Origin of the sequence: Rhodococcus sp. Leaf233 (assembly GCF_001426165.1) — a bacterium.
Taxonomy (GTDB): domain Bacteria; phylum Actinomycetota; class Actinomycetes; order Mycobacteriales; family Mycobacteriaceae; genus Rhodococcoides; species Rhodococcoides fascians.
Window position 1 is genome coordinate 1,097,723 of sequence record NZ_LMRO01000001.1, and the last position, 19,778, is coordinate 1,117,500.

A 19,778-nucleotide genomic window follows, 5' to 3' on the forward strand; every position below is an offset into this window, starting at 1 on the left:
GCATCCAGCAAACGCGCGCGCGTGTGCGTGGAGCCTGAGCCCTACTTCGCCAGCGACCGCGCCATTCCGCGTTCGACGGCGGCGACCAGCTGCGGTCGTAGTTCGGCGGCGGGGACGATGTGGTGCACCGATCCGACGCTCTGTGCGCGTTGAATGTTGTGGATGGCCTCGAATTCGGCTGCCACTTCACCCAGTTTGGCGTTGCGGGCGTTCGCTCGCACGGTGGCCAGCTCGACGCGCAGAGCCGAGCGGGTGGCGTCGTCCTCGGCTGCGTTCAGTCGTGCTTCGAGCTCCTTGACGTCGGCGTCCGCTGCGGTGCGGGCGTTGACGTCGCGGGTGAACACCACTGCGGCTGCCGGGGCACCGCCGAGTACGGAGGCGAAGGAGCCTTCGACGGCGAGGACTTCCATGTTGTCGTTGAGTGCTCCGGAGAACACCACGAACGCGCCGCCGTGGTAGCGCGAGACGACACAGAACACGACCGGTCCGTCGAAGTTGACGATGGCGCGGCCGATTTCGGCGCCGTATTCGAGCTGGATGTTGCGCAGCGATTCCGGTGATCCGTCGAAGCCGGAGAGGTTGGCCAGCACCACGATCGGCCGGCTTCCGCTGGCGGCGTTGATGGCGCGGGCCGTCTTCTTCGACGAGTTCGGGAACAGCGTTCCCGAGGTCCACTGATCGGGGCCGTCGGACGGGAACCAGCCCTTGCGGGGGATGGCTCGCGATTCGATACCGATCACACTCACCGGGATTCCGGCGAGGTGGGCGTCGAACACCACCGAGGTGTCGGCGTCGGCCATGTCGGCCCACCGCTCGAGCACCGAGTGATCCTGGTCGACCACGGCGCGCATCACGGTGCGAATGTCGAACGGCTTCTTGCGGTCCGGGTTGGTGACCGAGGAGAAGATGTCGCCGACGGTGGTGAAGTCGCTCGACGGGTGCACGTGCGGGTAGGTGCGTACGTCGCGCTCGGTCGGGTCGGCGGTGGCTGCACGGCGTGGGAAGCGTTCTCCCGGTGCGGCATACGCGTGATCGTAGTGAGCGAACAGGATGTCGCATGCGGCCCGCAGGTTCGGTGCCCAGTACTGTGCCTGGCCGTTGGGGCCCATGACGCGGTCGTAGCCACCGATACCGAAGTTGTCCTCGGCCGAGACGCCGCCGGAGTAGTCCAGGGACTGTTTTCCGGTGAGCACCATCGCACTGTCGGGGGTCATCACCAGGATGCCCTTGGTGTGGGTGAGCATCGTGGCTTCGGCGTTCCAGTACGGCTGCGCGCCGACGTTGATGCCTGCGACGACGATGTTGATCTCTCCCCCGGCCTGGGTGAAGGTGATGATGCGGCGCAGTCCGCGCGAGACCCAGTCCATGTTCTCGGTGCCCGATTCCATGGAAATCGTTGCGCCGGAGGACAATGCGAACCATTCGACGGGGGCACCGAGTTGTTCGGCGAGGTCGATGGCCGCAACGATCCGCGAGCATTCCGCCTCGGCGACGGTGCCGAGCGCCTTGGTGGGGTCACCGAAGAGTGCGACGCGGGTGATGCCCTCGGGGTACTTGGCGGTCGGGGTGGTGGCCACACCGACGATGACGCCCGCGGAGTTGCGGCCGTAGGGACGATCGACCGGGGCGAGCACGCCGTCGGCGTCGAAGTCGTACTCGGTGAACGTGCCGCCGTTGCTGCTGAGCAACGGAATCAGCTCGTACGGGTACACGGTGCCGCGGGCCTGGGACCGCTGCACCTTCTGGGTGTACTCGTCGAGTGGGCGCATCGGCTCGGTCGGCGGCGGGGTCACCTTGGCGACGATGCCGGCACCGGACCGGTACGACAGGCGCAACGCGACCTCGCGCGGCGTCGCGCCCGGTGTTTCGGCCAGGCGAGCGATGAGGGTGATCTCTTCGAGGCCTGCACCGATCGTCAGCGGTGCGATGTGCCGGGCGATGGTGGCGATGCGGTCGGCGGGCACGTTCAGTACCGGCCAGACGTAGAGCACGACGCGGTTGGCGTCGAGACGTTTCTTGCCGCGTCCGGCCTGTGCGCGGCGGATGCCGTCGAGGCAGGCTGCGACGGTGCGTTCGATCTCCGGTACGGCGACGATGTTTCCGGCGTCGTCCAATTGTGTTGTGATGCCGCGGATCTCGGCGAGGGCGACGAGTCGCTCGTCCGACGGGTTGGCCTTCGACGTCAGGTGGAACAGGTAGGTGCCGGCGCTGGCGGGCAGGCGAACTCCGTCGAAGTTCTTCAGTCGCCACAGGTCGAGTCGCTGACCGGTGAGTGGGTGCATGTCCCGGATGATGGTGTCCTCGGCGAGGGGCTCGGATCCCTCGACCGTGGTGCGGCGGTACGTCATCTTTCGCGTGACCGCGCCGAACACGGTGACCGTGACCCGGCGCCAGCGGCCGGAGCCGGAGTGGGCGGCCAGAACTTCCTGCAGTCGGGCCGAGAGCACGTCGCCGTCGGCGGGGGCGTCGGGCCACGACAGGTATAGATCGACGGCAAGGTTTTCCGGCGACGGGCCGGCGATGTCCTCGACGGCGTCGAGAGTCGTTGCGAGGGAGTCGAAGTCCGTCGCGGTCGAGATCAGATGCAGTCGTTCGCCCGAGAGCTCGAAGTTGCCGGTGACGAAGTGCTTACCGTCGCGGTCGAAGGCTTTGACATCCTCGAGGGTGCGAATTTCGTAGTACTGACGGGTGATCACCTCGAGCAGAGCACCGGGATCGGTGATCCGTTGTGCCAGAAGCTCGATCAGTGGTTCCGGTGTCGCCACGAGAGCGGCTACACGAGCCGAGTAGTCGGCTGCGTCGGGGTTCTCGGCCAGGTACTGCAGGCTGCCACGGACACCGTCGTAGACCTTCTCGCGGGCGATCCGGATCTGCGGTTCGTCGAACAACCGGAAGCGCAGGTTGCGGGCGACGTCGCCGATGACGGGGTAGCGGGCCTGGGTGGCACCGATGAGGCGCTCGAGTACCTCGGCCATGGCCGGGGTGGCCTCGGGCTGGGCGGAGGAGTCGCTGAGCCAGTGGCCGAGGAGGGCCGCGATCACCGGAACCTGGTTCTCCATGCGCTGCAGGGCGAGGAAGACACGGTAGACGGCCTCTTCGAGAGCCGGGGTTCGGCCCTCGTCGATGGCAGCGTCGTAGTGCGCGAGCGCGCGAGTGAGCTTGGCGCGGAACGACTCCGGCAGACCCTGGACGTCCGCGTCGAGCGAGTGCAGGAACGAGTGGAAGTGCTCGCGGGGGGAGTGGACTCGCTCGTCGTTGTTCTCCTCGTCCATCGTCGGACGGTTGCGGGAGAGCTCGCAAATGTCGGCGAAGGTGTTCAGCAACGCCAGTTCGGCGGTGACCAGCTCCGAATCGTCGCGTGGCACCTCGGCACGCAGAGTCTCGTAGGTGGACAACAGGTTTCGAGCCCGGGCACCGCTGACGTCGAAGCCGGTGATGAGGGCTGCGAGTTCGTCGAGCCGGTCCAGTGCGCGACGCTGCGGCGAACGCTGCGCGGCATCGTCGACGCCCCGGAACATCACGCGTGGTGCCTGCTCGGAGACCTTCTGTTCCCCGGCCTGATCGACGCGCAGCAGTGCAGCTCCCGCGTCGACCTGTCCGTTGACCGAGGCCAGGACCTCACGCACGGTGCCCGCGTACGGGGACCGGACGGCAGTTTCCATCTTCATCGATTCGAGGACGACGAGGGTCTGTCCTGCTTCGACCTCGTCGCCGACGGCGACCGGGACGGCGACGACGACAGCGGGTGCAGGCGCACGGACCAGCCCGGCCTCGTCCTGGGAGATCTGATGGCTGATGCCGTCGACCTCGACGAGGAAGTGGGCGGCTCCGGCGACAGTGACCACCTGGTAGCGGCGGTCACCGATGACGAGGCGGCTTTCGTAGGTGCCGAGGCGTTCGACGTCGACCTGCAGTTCGCCGATGCCGTCGCTTTCGATGCTGTAGCGGTGCGTGCCGGTTTGGCCGACCTCGAGCTTGTAGGCCTGGCCCTGGTAGTTCAGCTCGACGGTGCGGCCGATGGCGTGTGTCGCGCGTGGGCGGCCGCCGCGAGCGGAGTTGAGGAACGAGGTGCGTTCGCGGCCTTCCTCGGCGTCGTAGGCATCGATCGCTGCGGCGATGATGGCGATGTCGGCGACGGCGGTCGGCCCCACCTGGGAACCGGCTTCGGTGCGGTCGAGCCAGCCGGTGTCGGCGGAGGCGGAGATGACTTCCTCGCGGTCGAGCAGGCTCAACAGGAACGACTTGGTGGTGGTGCCGCCGTCGATGACGACCGTGGTCTCGCGCAGTGCGTTGCGCAGTCTCGCCAGCGCTTCGCTGCGGTCGCGGCCCCAGGCGATGACCTTGGCGACCATGGAGTCGTAGTCGGGTGGGATGACGTCGCCCTGGGCGATGCCGGTGTCGACGCGGATGCCGGTGCCGAGGGGGAACTTGAGCAGCTCGACGGTGCCGGGGGCCGGTGCGAAGCCGTTGTCGGCGTCCTCGGCGTTGAGGCGGGCCTCGACGGCGTGACCGAACTCGGGCGGGCAGTCGCCAGGCAGTGCCTGGCCGTCGGCGACGAGGATCTGCAGCTTCACCAGGTCGATGCCGGTGGTGTATTCGGTGATCGGGTGCTCGACCTGCAGGCGGGTGTTGACCTCGAGGAACGTGAAGATCTTCTGCTCGGGCTGGTAGAGGTACTCCACGGTGCCCGCGCCCTGATATCCGGCGGCCTTGACCAGCTCGGCCGACGCGGCGCGCAGCTGATCTGACTGTTCCTTGGTCAGCAGCGGGGAGCTGGACTCCTCGATGACCTTCTGGTTGCGGCGCTGAATCGAGCAGTCGCGCACACCGGGGGCCCACACGTTGCCGTGACTGTCGGCAATGACCTGGACCTCGACGTGCCGGGCATCGGTGACCAGACGCTCGAGGAATACGACGGGGTCGCCGAACGAGCGCTCGGCCTCACCCTGGGTGCGTTCGAGGGACAGTTCGAGTTCGTCCTCGTGGAAGACCTTGCGGATGCCGCGGCCACCGCCGCCCGAGCGGGCCTTGATGATCAACGGGTAACCGATCGCCGCGGCGTGGCGACGGGCGTCGGCGCGGGTCTCGACGGGGCCGCCGGACCACGGTGCGACGGGAACGCCGACCTTTTCGGCGAGAATCTTGGCCTCGACCTTGTCACCCAGCAGGCGCATCGCGTCCGCGGACGGGCCGATGAAGGTGATGTTCAGGCGGGCGACCAGGTCGGCGAACGTCGGGTCCTCGGCGACGAAGCCCCAGCCGACCCATACGGCGTCGGCCCCGGATTCCACCAGTGCCGCTTCCAGCACGCCGTAATCGAGGTAGGCCGAACCGCTCGCCGGCTTACGCAGCGTGACCGCTTCGTCGGCCAGGCGGACGAACATGGCCCGCTTCTCGGCCTCGGTGTGCAGCGCTACGGTGCGGATGCCGTAATCGTGTTCGGCGTTGAGCTCTCGGACGGCTCGGATCAGCCGTACTGCTGCCTCGCCTCGGTTGACTACTGCAATCCGCTTGAACAACGTATCTCTCTTCGCTCGGTGTAGGCGCACATCGCGTCGGTGCACTCGATGGGAGGTGGGTCCGGCTGGGCATGTCCGTTTGATGGTTGTCGGGTCGTTGCGCAGGCTCCGGTCCTGCGCCCATGCAGCACTCCGGTCGACTTATTCTAGCGGCAACCGGGCCCTGTGCCGTGCCAACGGCGTTCGGGGTGAGTGTGATTGATCACGAACGAGCCAATTCAATTCTGTGACAACACATTCCGTACTGGACATTTTCTTTGCTCTGCCTCACATCGGATTCGTACTCACGAGTAGCGTTGTCGGGACGCATAATTCGTGATTCCTCATCATCTCTGGCTACCGGCGAGTACATTACCGACGGGTACAGGTCGACGAAGGCGGTTTCGGACGAGCAGCAGGTTGCCGAGGAGGCGTTCATCCGGTGTGTCCGACGCTCTTGTCCGGTATCCGCAACGCGTTGACCCACAGCCTCGTCGCAGTGGCGAGCAGCGCCTCGTAGTCGGCGTCGGGATTGCCGTCCTCGGCGTCGACGACGAAGTGGTTGAACGCGAGACGACTGATCATCGACGACAACGCGCGGGAGGCGAGCAGGGGATCGAGGTCGGTATCCGCCACGCCGCGTTTCTGCAGGCTCTCGATACTGCGTGCATTGCGTCGAACGAACGCGTCGGCGCGTTCGCGGCGCAGGCGGCGAAAGTCGGGATCGATGTTGGAGACCTGCTCGAGCAGTGCCATCAGCTTGGCGTTGCGCCGATATGCCTCGAAGTACGCCCGATTGCTGGCTGCGATCACGGCAGCGGGATCGTCGTGCGGGTCCACCCGTTCCGTGCCGGGGTGCAGCATGTCGTCCCTGGCCTGTTCGAGCACCGCGGCCAGAATCTCTTCCTTGCTGGTGAAATACGTGTAGAAGGTCCCAGCCGAGCAGTGCGCGGCTCTGGTGATGTCGATCAGCCGGGAGTCGAGGTAGCCGCTGTCCTCGAACACGCGTCGGGCGGCTGCCACCAGTGCGGATCGTGTCCGTAGCCCGCGCTGGGTCGATGGCCGGCGAGTCGGCTGCTCCCCTTCGGACACCGGTGCGGCAGGCATTCAGTCTTTATACGTCATCGCTCACCGCCGTCGGGGCGAACCAGCCGGGTGAACCGCACGCCGCTGTCGAACTGGCGTGAGTGCAGATGCTCGAACCGTCGTGCGATCGGCTGCTCGGGTCCGGTCTCGGGCGCGAACAGCCCGATGCCTCGGCCGAGCACGACGGGATAGACCTTGAGAAACAGCTCGTCCACCTCGTCGACGAGCTGCCCCGCGAGGTGGCCGCCGCCGCAGAGCCACACGTCGGCGTCGCTGTCCTCGGCTTTGAGTTCTCGAACCAGGTCGATCGGGTTCCGGCCGACGATCGGCTCGGTCGCGTCCGTCGCGGCAGGCAACGTATGGGAGAGCACGTACTGCCGCAGATGGGGGTACGGGCTGGTGATGCCGATGTCGAGCGCGGGTTGCAGGGTCGCCCGGCCCATCACCACGGTGTCGAACCGCGCCGGCGGGGCATCGATGCCGAGTGCGGTGCGGACGTGCACCGGCAGCGTCTCGGGCAGCTCGGTCACGATGGCCTCGAGGTGATCACCCTCGGTCGCGAAGCAGTCGTAGGTGCCGTCGGGCGCGGCGATGAATCCGTCGAGTGTGACGGCGATGTAGTAGACCAGCTTGGGCATGCGACGCTCCTGCGATCGGCGGCCGGTGCGTGTCCGGACGGGCCGCGTTTTCTGTTGTTGTTCCAAGCAACCAAGTCGGTCTTTGTGACCGAGCACTAGAACGCATTCTGTGTGCTCGGACCCCGGTGAACAACTGCTTTTCAACGGCTACTGTGACGCGGGTGCGTAAGCACTGTCCCCTGGCGGGACGGCCATTCGAGCATTTGTGGGGAAACTGTGACGGCTGCAGCGGCTACCGGTCGTGAATACGACGACGAGCTCAAGAGCAGGGTTGCGCGCCTGTTGCGCTTCCTGCGCGAGATAGTCGAGGCGCGGTCGAATCCGGTCCTGAGGTTCGACGATCATGTCCAGGTCGAGTGGCTGTACTCCAGTGAGATTTCGGTTCGTCTCGACCCGAAGGCCGGCCAGGGCGGGGTCGTACTTCGGGCACCGCGCATCGCCGTCGACGACCCGCCCGAGCCACCGGCGCTTCTGACGGGTTGGCTCGATCCCCAGGTCGTCGGTGACAGTCGCTACCGCGAGATCGAGCTCGCCGACGCGTCGACGGCGGCATCACGTCGTCGCGGCGAGGCGCAGGAGTCCGACGCCGATTTCGATATTCGCAAGGCCTACGAGATCAAGAAGGCTTTCGAGCAGTACTCGGAGTCCTGGAAGCAGTGGGCTCAGGAAGATCGAGACCGGCGGCCCAAGGCAGCGCTGTACCAGGCATTGCAACTGATGATGCAAGAGCTCGCCTCGCGCCCCGAGTCGATCGAACTGGTGGTGGCGTCGGGTCTGCTGACGTCGAGCAACCCCGACCCCCAGCGCAGCGTGCGTACTCACCTCCTCACCCAGTCGGCCGGAATCGAACGTGATGTGCGGACCGGCGACCTGTTGGTTCGACTGGTCGCCGGTAGTACCCCGCGTCTCGAGGACGGCCAGCTGCTCACCGGATCGAAGGACTTCGATACCTCCGGCTCGGTGGCTCTCGCCGAGAAGCTGCACGGCAACGTCGACTCGCCCCTCGGTGAGGGCGTCGAAGAATTCTTGCGTGAGTGGGCGACGCGAGTTTCCCGTCACGAGATCGAGGTGCTCGATCGCCTCGGGCCCCCGGGAGCTCTCGCGTACATCGACGACGATCGAACGCTGACGGTCTCGCCCGCACTCGTGCTCCGAACCCGCGACTCGTTCGCGCTGGTCGAGTACTACGAGCAGATGATCGCCGATCTCGACGCCGCCGACTCACCGGTTCCGCTGGGCCTCGCGCAGCTGGTCGACGCGATCGAGCCGGCCGATCGGATGGCATGGCTCGAACGGACCGGAGCCGGCGCGTCGGCGGCGCTGGCCGAAGATCCTCTGTTTCCGCTGCCGGCCAACGCCGAGCAGTCGCAGATCATCGAACGGCTCGGACGCGACAGCGGTGTGGTCGTCGAAGGGCCGCCCGGGACGGGGAAGACCCACACCATCGCGAACCTGATGTCCGGGCTGCTGGCGCGAGGTCAGCGGGTTCTGGTCACTAGTGAAAAGTCACAAGCTTTGCGAGTCCTGCGCGACAAGCTGCCGCCCGAGTTGCAGGAGCTCTGCGTCTCGATCACCGACCTCTCCCGTGGTGGTTCGGACGAGCTGAATCGCAGCGTCGCCAAGATCGCCGAGCGTAAGACCTCGTTCGACGAAGCCAGTGAGCAGCAGAAGATCGACGCGCTCACCACCCGCCGCGCGGCCGCGCTCGCTCGTCGGACGGAACTGCTGAACCGTGTCAGCGCCCTTCGCGAATCCGAAACTGTTGTGCACGAATATGTTTCGGATGGTTACGACGGCACGGTGGCGTCGATCGTACGTAAGGTCAAAGCAGCCGAAGGCGCCCACGAGTGGCTGCCCGGGCCGTTGCTCGCCGACCGGCCACCGTTCGACGGTGCCCAGGTCGACCAACTCCGAGCGCTGATTGCGACCTCCGACGGAGCCCGCGAGCAACGATCGCGCCAGGTGCTGCCGCGTCCCGAAACGATGCTGCCGAATTCGGCCGAACTCGCAGCGCTGTGCCGGCGTGTGCATACGCCGATAGACGCTGTCCCGCCGCTGGCTGCCGACCTCATCACGTTGCTGGGCGGCGTCGAACCTGCCGTCTCGTCCGACATCCGTTCTCTCTGCGAGGAATTGGCGGCTCGCGTGCGAGTGGTCGCGGAGCTCGATGCCACGTATGCGCGGGTGACCGACTCCGTGCTGTCCGGCGAAGCGTCTCACCTGTGGTCGCGGGTCAGCGGAATCGACGACCTCGTTGCCACTGCCGCAGCGTCCGACCGGTACATCGGCGCGCACGACGTGCAGTGCTCGTCCACGTCTGCTGCGACTCTGCAGGCTATGGATGCGCTCGCAGCTGCGCTGGAATCGGGAATCGAATGGAAGCCGCGATTTCGGCGTAGCGAGGAGCAGAAGACCGTCGAAGCTCTCGGCATCGTCGCCACCGTCGACGGGCAACCGGCGACGAGTGCGATGGCCGCTCGGCTTGTCGCGGAACATATTCGGGCTCTCGACACCGTGCAGACGGCGGCGGTGTTGCTGGCCGACCTGGCGATCGTCGTCCCCCTCGACGGCCCTCGATCGATTCGCGTCAACACCGTTGCGCAGATCGCCGATCGGCTCCGTTCCGTAGCGGCAGTGGTTGCCGCTCGTGACGCGCTGGTACACCGGCTCTACACGGTGTCGCCTGCTGCGCCGTGGATTCGAAGCCTCGCCGAAGCTCAGGAGATAGCCGGAGCCGCTGCGGCCATCTCCGCGCGCGTCGACATCGACATCGCCCGCGCCGAGCTGGACGCTCTGCAGTTCGCGGTGGCCACTCGTATCGACGCGGGACCGTCCCCCGAAGGTCTGAACCTGGTGACGGCCCTCGGCGCTGCCGATCCTGCGGAATTGGCGGGCGCGGTCTCCGCCTACGCTCAGGCCTGCGCGGAGCAGGAGAATCAGCTGCTGCTCGAGTCGATGTCGGCCACACTGTCGGCAGTCGCGCCGGCCCTGTTCGAGTTGGTCAAGGACACCGCGGCAGACCCGGAATGGGACGAGCTCAGTTGGCAGCTGTCCAAGGCGTGGGCGTGGCGTCGCGCGCGCGAATGGGTCGGTGAGCAGCACCACGGGGGTCTCGAGCAGCAGCTGGAAGCGGAGTTGGCCGCCGCGGATGTCGACATCGCCTATCTCACGACGCGTCTCGCTGCCGCGAGTGCCTGGCTCAACAGCCTGCAGCGGATGACGGCCGTCGAGGTTCGCGCACTGCAGACTTACCGCGAGCACATTTCCAGTATCGGTTCGGGTGCCGGCAAGTACGCCGAAACCTACCGCAGCGCAGCACGATCGGCGATGCGAGAGGCACAGAGCGCGGTGCCCGCATGGGTCATGCCGCTCTCCCAGGTGCTCGCGTCGATTCCGCCGGTGCCGGGTAGCTTCGACGTCGTCATCGTCGACGAGGCCAGCCAGGCCGACATCACGAGCCTGTTCCTGCTGTACCTCGCGCCTCGGGTGATCGTGGTGGGAGACGACCGGCAGTGCGCGCCCGCCGATGTCCCTCAGGCCGGCACGCTCGAGGACGTGTTCGACCGCCTCGATGTATATCTCCCGGACCTACCGGAGCACGTGCGGGCGACGCTGACACCGCGGTCGAGTCTGTTCTCGATGCTGCGCACCCGGTTCGGTCAGGTGGTACGACTACGAGAGCACTTCCGTTCGATGCCGGAGATCATCAATTGGTCGAGTCAGCAGTTCTACGGAGACTCGCCACTGGTGCCGGTGCGGCAGTTCGGTGCCGATCGCCTGCCGCCGCTTCGGCACACGTACGTTCGCGGGGCGACGGTCACCGGAAAGAACGCCTCGCTCGTCAACCGGACCGAGGCCATTGCCATCGCCGAGCAGATATCCGAGTGCCTCGCCGATACGGCGTACGACGACTCGACCTTCGGAGTCGTTGTGCTTCAGGGGCAGTCGCAGGTCGACGAGATTCGCAACGAGCTGATCAAACGTATCGGCATCGAACAGTGGGAACAACGCCGCTTGCGAGTGGGCACCCCACCGGACTTCCAGGGCGACGAGCGCAACGTCGTGTTCCTGTCGATGGTGGTAGCACCGGATCAGAACTTCGCCACCCTGACCTCGAACCAGTACAAGCGTCGGTTCAACGTGGCCGCGTCGCGGGCGCAGGATCAGTTGTGGCTGTTCCATTCGGTCACCGTCGATCGCCTCAAACGAGCAGACCTGCGTAACTCTCTGCTCGGCTACGTCACGTCGGTCTCACCCGCTCCCGCCGATCCGATGCCCCAGAACGTCTCGCGCGAGATCAGGAAAGCCCCGTTCGAGACGCTGCTGGAACAGCAGCTGTTCAACGACCTCGTCGAGCGTGGCTTCCACGTCAATCCCGGTGTCGAAGTGAACAATCGGCGTATCGCGCTCGTCGTCACGGGGGAGTCCTCTCGCCTCGCCGTCGAATGCGACGTCGATTCGTTCTCGACCACCCCCGCGCAACGATCGGCGGATCTGCAACGCGAGCAGGAACTCAAGCGATGCGGGTGGACGTTCTGGCGCGTGCGGGAATCGGAGTACCACCTCGATCGTGACGGTGCTCTCGACAGTCTGTGGTTCACCCTCGCGCGATTGGGAATCAAGCCCGGTGCCGTTGGTGCGGAAGGCGGAACGGCGTTCGAGGAGACCTGGACACCGGTACCGCTCGAGTCCTCGCAGTTCGACGATTCCGGGGCTTTCGAGGCTGCGACACGAACGAACGCACCCGTTCGGCATGATTCGGTGCTGTCTCTGTGGACGATGCCCCGCCTCGACATACCTAGCGACAACACCGCCGACACCGACACCACGAACGGAACCGGCACATCCAGACGGTCGGGGTCGACCAACGGAACCGGTGCTGCGAACGGTTCGAGCACGATCGACGCGACCGGAGGTCCGCGCGCGTCCACACCCCCGACAGCACCGAAAGAGCGTGCCGCAGATGCGGACTCGGACGGACCGGGTGCATCCGATTCGGTCGACAGCTCCGAAGAAGTGCGGGGCGCGGTCGACGGTGTCGAATCGAGTGGTGGCGTCGAGGAGTCCGAGAGCTCGGTCGACGAGGTGGTCGCCGAGCACCAACTGCCTCTCAACGGACTGCGGGGATACACCACGCGCCGCAGCCCGTAGGTGTAGCCCGCAGCAGTCGCGGCGCGTCAGCGTGTAGCTCGTTACCGTCGTAGTCTGGTTCGCGGTATTCGCGCACGTTCGAGCAAAGAGGGTCTCCGCCGATGGCAGATCGACAGACGCAGGGGCGGCACGACGACAGGGCTGCGCCGGCCCGGCCCGCACGGACACTTCGTCGGCGAACCATGCTGCCGGCCACGATTGTTGCCGTATGTGCGGTGCTGTTCGGGCTGCCCATGTGGACCGTGCTGTTCGCGGGGGGCGCAGTGGCCGCCGGTGGTTCGGCTGCTCGGCGCGGCACTGGTGATCGCTGCCGCGCTCGCCTTGCCCACCGCGATGTATCTCGGTCACCGGCCCGGCATCGAGGGGGACAGGAAGGACGCCTGGGCGCGTCTCGGCGACGTCCTGCTGGGTCTCGCCTGGATCGCGTTCGTATGGTCGGCGCTCTCACTGTTGCTCAGGCTCGGGCTGTGGGCGGCCGGTGTCGACGATCCATTGCGGTCGCGAATCACGGCGGCGGCGACGGCGACAGTGATCGTCGGCCTTGCCCTCTGGGGCCATTACGAGGCCATGCGGACCCCGCGCGTTCGGCACACGAGCGTCAGCATTGCCCGGCTCGGTGCCCGATTCGACGGCCTGCGAGTCGTCCTGGTCACCGACACCCACTTCGGTCCGGTGAACCGAACCGTGTGGTCGAGGCGACTGACCGACGCCGTCAACGCGCTCGAACCGGACGTGCTCGCGCACGTCGGCGACATTGCCGACGGTTCCGTGTCCACGCGCAGGCAACAGGCTGCGCCGCTGGAATCGATGCGCGCGTCCGCCGCCCGCGTCTACGTCACCGGTAATCACGAGTATTTCGGTGAGGCGCAGGAGTGGCTGGACCACATGCAGAGCATCGGGTGGAACGCGCTGCACAATCGTCATGTCGTGCTGCATCGAGGTGACGATGCCTTGGTCATCGCCGGTGTTGACGACGCCACGGCAGCAGGGTCGGGTGCCCCCGGCCACGGTGCCGATCTGGCTGGGGCACTGGCCGGGGCCGATCCGTCGATCCCGGTGTTGCTGCTGGCCCACCAGCCGAAACAGATCGGCGACGCCGTCCGAGCGGGCGTCGATCTGCAGGTGTCCGGCCACACCCACGGCGGTCAGATCTGGCCGTTCGCGGCATTGGTTCGACTGGACCAGCCGGTGGTGCACGGATTGAGCAGGCATGGAGCGCGTACGCAGCTCTACACCAGTCGGGGGTCGGGATTCTGGGGGCCGCCGTTCCGGGTGTTCGCACCGAGTGAGATCTCGGTCCTGACGTTGGTGGCAGGCTGACGCGTCGGCACCTGGCAGTATCGGACGGGTGAGGCACACGGGAGAGATCCAGGTAGTCGCAACCGATCTCGACGGCACGCTACTTCGTTCGGATCGAACGGTGTCGGCGCGGACGGCAGATGCGATGGCCGCGGCCGAAGCCGCAGGCATCCGGGTGGTGTGGGCGACGGCGCGGGCGCGGCACTCCATCGCCGAGCTTGCGGCGTCGTGCGGGTTCACCGGTACGGCAGTGGGAGCGAACGGTGCGGTGGTGCTGGACCTTGCCGATGGCAGCCCGGTCATCGTCGCGACCAGGTCGGTGCCGACGGAGACGGTCGCGGCTGTCACCTCCGCTGTCCGATCTCTGGTTCCCGGCGTGGCGTTCGCAACCGTGGGAGCCACTCGTTTCGTCGCCGAGTCGCGATACGCGGAGCTGTGCGTCTTCGCCGACCATCACCGCCACCCGCACGAGATGGAGCTGTCGGAGGACGGTTTGTCGGCCGACATCGAGCCGACAGTCAAAATTGTTGCACGACACAGTGATACGCCGAGCGAGGAATTGTACGCGTTGGTGGCCGAGGCAGGTCTCGTCGGTGTGGAGCTGACGCACTCCGGGGCACCGTACATCGAGATGTCCGCCGCCGGGGTATCCAAGGCCACTGCTCTGGCGGAGTTGTGCGAACAGTGGGGCGTAGCTCAGGACGACGTGGCAGCGGTGGGAGATGCGCGCAACGACCTTCCCATGCTGGCGTGGGCCGGTACCGCGCTGTGTCCATCGAATGCTGCGGAGCCGGTGCGCGCTGTGGCCGATCGTGTACTGCATTCGCACGACGACGATGCGGTTGCTCGCTATCTCGAAGAACTCACCGAGCGTCGAGTGCAGCGGTAGTCGTTCGCGATACTGTTCTCGGTCGACCGGCCCTCGACCCACCTGGGTCCGACATCACGGATCGCGTTGTCTCCGAACAACAGTGCCCTGCTGTGTGGAGTCGTCGAGGTAGGTTCGGCGGACGCCGGTAGCCTCGGTCGTGCCGAATCGACCACCACGAAGGGCCTGCAGTGAACGACTCTCCCACGACCCGACCGTCCGAACCCACCACGATCGCCGAGTATCTCGACGCTCATGCACTGCAGGTGTTGCCGCTGGACGGCGCTGCGGCGGCCGATCTCGGCATCACGGTGCCGGTTCCCGCGGGGTGGCAGACGCTCGATCCGGCACAGTTTCCCGGTGCGACCCAAGTGACGGTCGAGCCGAACCTGGTGGAGAACGGTTTCGCGCCGAATGCTGTCTTGCTGGTCGGGAAGCTCTCTCGCTCCATCGACCCGGAAGCGTTGATGGCGTTGGGTTTCGGTGACGGGCGCGCGATGCCCGGGTGGGTCGAGCGGGAGGCGAGTACGGCGTCGTGGGTCGGGTGGCCGTCACGGTTCATTCGGGGCACCTACGTCGCCCAAGGGCTCGAGGCTGCGGTGACGACGCGCTACGCAGTGGTCGGCGAGGGAGCTCAGTACTTGGTCCAGTTGACCGTGACGACGCTCGAGTCTCAGCTGGATGCGCTCGCATTCGACGTCTCCGCGATCAACGACGGACTGACGCTTCCCGCGGCATAACTCATTCGGGTTTTCTATGGCAGGGCCTCGTTATCGCGATTGTAGAACCGGCAGGCTTTCGTTTGACTGGTGACGAACCATTCGAGCGAAAGGTGAAACACCATGCGAGTACTTGTGATCGGCGGAGCGTCGGGAATCGGTAGGGCGGTTGCTACCGAGATCATCGACAGCGGAGGAAGCGTCGTGCTCGCCGGGCGTCGGCCGGATGTCGTGGAACGGGTTGTGTCTGCGCTGGGTGATCGAGCCAGCGCCCTGACTGTGGATCTGAGCGACGAGGAATCCATCGCCGCAGCTGCTGCAACTGTCGGAGCGATCGATCACGTCGTGAGTCTGGCCGCCGATCATGCCAACGGACCCATAGGTGAGCTCGACGTCGCCGATATCCGAAAAGCGTTCGACGCAAAAGTGATCGGGCCGATCCTGTTGGCCAAGCATTTCGGTGGGCACATCTCCGAAGGTGGCTCGCTGCTGTTCTTTTCGGGGGTTGCCGCATGGAAGCCGGCGCCAGGGCTGTCGATCATGTCCACGACGAACGGTGCCGTGTCGTTTCTCGTCGAGGCTTTGGCGGTAGAACTGGCACCGATTCGAGTGAACGCCGTGTCGCCGGGAATCGTGGACTCCGGAGCATGGGACGCCATGGGCGACGGCAAGCAATCGTTCTTCGAGGAGACGGCGCGAGCGAATCCTGCCGGACGCGTCGGTCGACCGGCCGATGTGGTCGCCACCGTGCTGTACGCCCTCACCGCCACCTTCGTCACCGGCACAACACTGCATGTCGACGGCGGTGGGCGTCTGAGCTGAACGAGCCGAACACTGGAGCCGGGTTGCTCGTCGAACCCATGTCGTCACTCAGGCGTCATAGTCCGCGTGTTTTCGGCATGCCGTGGCGAGCGAGGTCGGTGAGAAACCGTTGCACCAGGGCGTCGGTAGGGGAGCCGATCATGGCCACCACTGTCCGGCGAAGTGGCGGGCGCAGCGGTTTGACGACTCCGTCGAACCTCGGCGGCAGCGCTGTACTCGGGACGAGTGCGATGCCCAGCCCCGCCCGAGCGAGTTGTGCTGCTGTGCTGGCACTTCGAGTGCGGGTGGCAACGGTCAGAACCACCTCGCTCGATGCGGCCTCGGCGTCGATCCAGGCGGCGAGCCCGTTGGTCGGGTGGTAGTGCACCACGGGCCGATCGAGCAGATCGGCCCACGACAGGTCGGGCCGGTCGGTTAGGTCGAGGCCCTCGGGGACCACCGCGACCACGTCCTCGGTACCGATCTTGACCACCTCCCCGACGAAGCGCGTCGACTCGGGGCCCACTGCCACGTCGCAATCGCCTCGCGCAACGGCGTCGGCCATCACGTCGGCGCTGCTGTATTCGGTCAATTCGATGTCGACGTCGCGGTATTTACGTGCCCAGGTGCGAAGTGTGGGAGCCAGTACGGGAACGGTCATCGTTTCGACGCAGCCCAACCGGAGGCGACCTTCCGAGCCTTCCGCGCAGGCTCTGCCGGTGCGGATGACCCGTTCGGCGGACGCCAGCGCCGCCCTGGCGTCATCGAGGACGGCAAGGCCCGTGGGGGTGGGGCGGACGCCACGGGGGAGTCGCTGCAGTAGTGGGGTACCGATCTCGTTCTCCAAGGCGGCCAACTGATGTGACAGTGCCGGCTGAGACAGGTGTAGTCGGGTCGACGCCGCGGTGACCGAGCCGCAGTCGACGACGGCAACGAAGCATTCCAAGGCGCGCAGAGTCGGCACCTCACGAGGGTAGGCGATACTGCTCTGCACTACCGCCCGGACAGGATCGAGCGGCGGTGTTTCGTGACACCTGGGTCTGCTGCACCGATCCGGCTAGGGTCGTAGGAATGTCGATCAGAACCGGCCGCGTTCGGCACCTGTCGGTGGTGCCGGATATCCCCGAAGCCGACGAGCCGGCCGAACCCAGCGCAACGGAGGGTGCCGCGCGTGGCCTGGCGAATCTGGTGCTGAGGGTGAGTATCGATCACACGCGGCCGTCGATCTGGCGACGAGTGCGCGTGCGATCGGATCTGTTGTTGTCGGAGTTGCATTCGGTACTGCAGATCGCCGTGGGCTGGGAAGACCGACACCTGCACGCATTCAGTGTCAGAACCGCGGGGGCGACCCGACGGTTCGAAATGCAGGAGACCCTCGACGACGAACCGGACGACGACGCCTCCAGTGAGGAGCGGGTACGCGTCGACGAGGTGTTGACGAACCCGGGATCCGTCATGACGTACGAATACGATTTCGGTGACGGGTGGACCCACACAGTCGAGCTGGAACACGAGGACTCCGATATCGACGACCTTCGTTCGATCTGTCTCGACGGTGCCCGCGCGTGTCCTCCCGAGTCCTCGGGCGGTCCGTCGCGCTATACCCAGGCGCTGGACATCGCGGCAGACTCGTCCGACCCCGAACACTCCGAACTTCTCTCCCAGTGGGGTCCGACGTTCGACCCGGCCCGTTTCGAGGTCGATGCAGTCAACCGCGTGCTGCAATCGGCAGATGTCGGTAGGTCGACGCTCGCCGAAGCTGTGGCGGCCGCACCGGCCATCGGGCGACTGTTCGACCGAGTACGACCCACCCACGTGCCGTCACTGATGGCGTTGCTGCCCCGGTGCGAGCTCACCGTCGAGAGCTCGGTGGACCTGCCGGTTGCCGAGATCGCGATGGCCAAGCTCACCTGGTTTCTCCGAAAAGTCGGCGACGGCGGCGCTGTCCTCACCGATGCCGGCTACCTCAAGCCCGCTTTCGTGGCAGCGATCCGCGACGAGCTCGATTGGGGTCTGGGGTGGGTTGGGTCGAGCAGCCGCGAGATCGACCACCATCAGGTCACCGACTTGCGCGAGGCGGTCCGACACCTCGGGTTGACCCGCATCGCGAAGGGGCGGCTGCTGCGCACGAAGCTCGGCGAATCACTGGCAGACGACCCGATCGGCATGTGGCGCCATGCGGCCTCGCGGCTTCCGCTGGGGAGGGAGACGTACGAGACCGATGCCGCGACGCTGTTCCTGATCTCCCTGGCCGCATCGGCCTCAGCAGCCCACCGTAACGAGATGCTGATCGAGACGGTCTCGGAATTAGGCTGGGCCAGTGAGGATTCCGGTGTTTTCGACGCCAAGTTCGCTGCTCAGACGACCATGAGCTTTCTCGACCTCATCGGTGCCCATGGCCCGAGCTTCTACTTTCGGGAAGCCGTATCGGACTCACCGAGTTGGTCCCGTCGATTTGCGCGCGACGCTTTGTCCAGTTGACCGCCGATTCCGAGGCGTTCGGTGCCGTCTCGGCCGGCTCGACGCGTCTCCAGCGCCCTGACCTGCCGATTTGCGTGTGTGGGGTTGGTGGCGTAACTTTTGTCGAGTCAGAGCGACGGACACCGACCCGGTCTTCACGGACTGGGTGAACGAGGTTGGACGTGTGGCTCGGCAGGTTTTATCCCCCAAGAGTCGGGCCTTGTGTCCGAGACCAAGCTGGGATAGGCTGGAACAGTTGCCCTTGAGGCCTACNACCTGCCGATTTGCGTGTGTGGGGTTGGTGGCGTAACTTTTGTCGAGTCAGAGCGACGGACACCGACCCGGTCTTCACGGACTGGGTGAACGAGGTTGGACGTGTGGCTCGGCAGGTTTTATCCCCCAAGAGTCGGGCCTTGTGTCCGAGACCAAGCTGGGATAGGCTGGAACAGTTGCCCTTGAGGCYTACGRATCGTGTGTTCGTGGGGTTCGAGTGTGTGCGTGTTCTTTGAGAACTCAACAGTGTGTCGATGAATGTCAGTGCCGAATTTTATTTGGTGAAAGCATTCGATGTATCAGCCATCCGCTTGTGGTGGTTGTTGTCGGGTNTTTGAGAACTCAACAGTGTGTCGATGAATGTCAGTGCCGAATTTTATTTGGTGAAAGCATTCGATGTATCAGCCATCCGCTTGTGGTGGTTGTTGTCGGGTGTTGTTTGAAAATGCTAGTTGAGTTTTTTTGCTAGTGATTTGACTTGATGTCTTTGACTGATTCACGGTCTTTCGGGACTGTTGTTTCGCAGGTCTTTTACGGAGAGTTTGATCCTGGCTCAGGACGAACGCTGGCGGCGTGCTTAACACATGCAAGTCGAGCGGTAAGGCCTTTCGGGGTACACGAGCGGCGAACGGGTGAGTAACANTGATCCTGGCTCAGGACGAACGCTGGCGGCGTGCTTAACACATGCAAGTCGAGCGGTAAGGCCTTTCGGGGTACACGAGCGGCGAACGGGTGAGTAACACGTGGGTGATCTGCCCTGCACTCTGGGATAAGCTTGGGAAACTGGGTCTAATACCGGATATGACCACAGCATGCATGTGTTGTGGTGGAAAGATTTATCGGTGCAGGATGGGCCCGCGGCCTATCAGCTTGTTGGTGGGGTAATGGCCTACCAAGGCGACGACGGGTAGCCGACCTGAGATCGGGGTACACGAGCGGCGAACGGGTGAGTAACACGTGGGTGATCTGCCCTGCACTCTGGGAT

At 65.4% G+C, this 19,778-nt stretch carries 9 protein-coding genes, 1 rRNA gene and 1 pseudogene (1 of these 11 cut by a window edge); 7 read left to right on the forward strand and 4 right to left on the reverse strand.

From position 1 onward, the window contains the following. Positions 1 to 41: 41 nt before the first annotated feature. From ASH04_RS05380 to ASH04_RS05390, 3 genes are all read right to left on the reverse strand, one after another. Positions 42 to 5,519: an ATP-binding protein gene (locus ASH04_RS05380; protein ID WP_057472955.1), complete on the reverse strand. Its 5,478-nt coding sequence runs from the start codon at positions 5,517 to 5,519 to the stop codon at positions 42 to 44. A gap of 414 nt (positions 5,520 to 5,933) precedes the next feature. Further along, positions 5,934 to 6,605 (reverse strand): TetR/AcrR family transcriptional regulator, encoded by a 672-nt coding sequence (locus ASH04_RS05385; RefSeq protein ID WP_057472877.1) that lies wholly within the window; start codon positions 6,603 to 6,605, stop codon positions 5,934 to 5,936. Between the two features lie 14 nt (positions 6,606 to 6,619). Next, positions 6,620 to 7,222 carry a dihydrofolate reductase family protein gene (locus tag ASH04_RS05390; protein WP_057472878.1) on the reverse strand — a complete coding sequence of 201 codons (603 nt, stop codon included), beginning with the start codon at positions 7,220 to 7,222 and terminating at the stop codon, positions 6,620 to 6,622. A 216-nt stretch (positions 7,223 to 7,438) separates the two neighbouring features. Here ASH04_RS05390 and ASH04_RS05395 point away from each other — a divergent pair, with 216 nt between their 5' ends. The 5 genes and pseudogenes from ASH04_RS05395 to ASH04_RS05415 all read left to right on the forward strand — a co-directional run bounded on the left by ASH04_RS05395 (position 7,439) and on the right by ASH04_RS05415 (position 16,081). Then, on the forward strand, positions 7,439 to 12,373 hold the full coding sequence (locus ASH04_RS05395; protein ID WP_057472879.1) for an AAA domain-containing protein: 4,935 nt from the start codon (positions 7,439 to 7,441) through the stop codon (positions 12,371 to 12,373). Between the two features lie 101 nt (positions 12,374 to 12,474). Beyond that, positions 12,475 to 13,693, forward strand: a pseudogene (locus ASH04_RS05400) (metallophosphoesterase). Positions 13,694 to 13,721: 28 nt separating this feature from the next. Next, entirely contained in the window at positions 13,722 to 14,561 is an 840-nt protein-coding gene (locus tag ASH04_RS05405) for an HAD family hydrolase (protein WP_027497968.1), read from the forward strand. A gap of 170 nt (positions 14,562 to 14,731) precedes the next feature. Continuing rightward, complete coding sequence (locus ASH04_RS05410) at positions 14,732 to 15,280, forward strand: LpqN/LpqT family lipoprotein (protein ID WP_057472880.1); 549 nt, start codon at positions 14,732 to 14,734, stop codon at positions 15,278 to 15,280. 102 nt (positions 15,281 to 15,382) lie between these two features. Continuing rightward, positions 15,383 to 16,081 (forward strand): SDR family oxidoreductase, encoded by a 699-nt coding sequence (locus tag ASH04_RS05415; RefSeq protein ID WP_032364877.1) that lies wholly within the window; start codon positions 15,383 to 15,385, stop codon positions 16,079 to 16,081. 55 nt (positions 16,082 to 16,136) lie between these two features. On the opposite strand, the gene ASH04_RS05420 is transcribed toward ASH04_RS05415, so the two are convergent. Then, a complete protein-coding gene (locus ASH04_RS05420) occupies positions 16,137 to 17,024 on the reverse strand; it encodes a LysR family transcriptional regulator (RefSeq protein WP_032364898.1) in 888 nt (295 codons plus the stop codon). 107 nt (positions 17,025 to 17,131) lie between these two features. On the opposite strand from ASH04_RS05420, the gene ASH04_RS05425 reads away from it, so the two are divergent. Both ASH04_RS05425 and ASH04_RS05430 read left to right on the forward strand, forming a co-directional pair. Next, complete coding sequence (locus tag ASH04_RS05425) at positions 17,132 to 18,541, forward strand: plasmid pRiA4b ORF-3 family protein (RefSeq protein WP_032364876.1); 1,410 nt, start codon at positions 17,132 to 17,134, stop codon at positions 18,539 to 18,541. Positions 18,542 to 19,419: 878 nt separating this feature from the next. Beyond that, positions 19,420 to 19,778, forward strand: a 16S ribosomal RNA gene (locus ASH04_RS05430); it runs 1,478 nt beyond the window's last position.

Coding starts and splice junctions, on each gene's coding strand:
- ASH04_RS05385 (WP_057472877.1), bottom strand. CDS start 6,605: ATGCCTGCCGCACCGGTGTCCGAAGGGGAGCAGCCGACTCGCCGGCCA.
- ASH04_RS05390 (WP_057472878.1), bottom strand. CDS start 7,222: ATGCCCAAGCTGGTCTACTACATCGCCGTCACACTCGACGGATTCATC.
- ASH04_RS05415 (WP_032364877.1), top strand. CDS start 15,383: ATGCGAGTACTTGTGATCGGCGGAGCGTCGGGAATCGGTAGGGCGGTT.
- ASH04_RS05425 (WP_032364876.1), top strand. CDS start 17,132: ATGTCGATCAGAACCGGCCGCGTTCGGCACCTGTCGGTGGTGCCGGAT.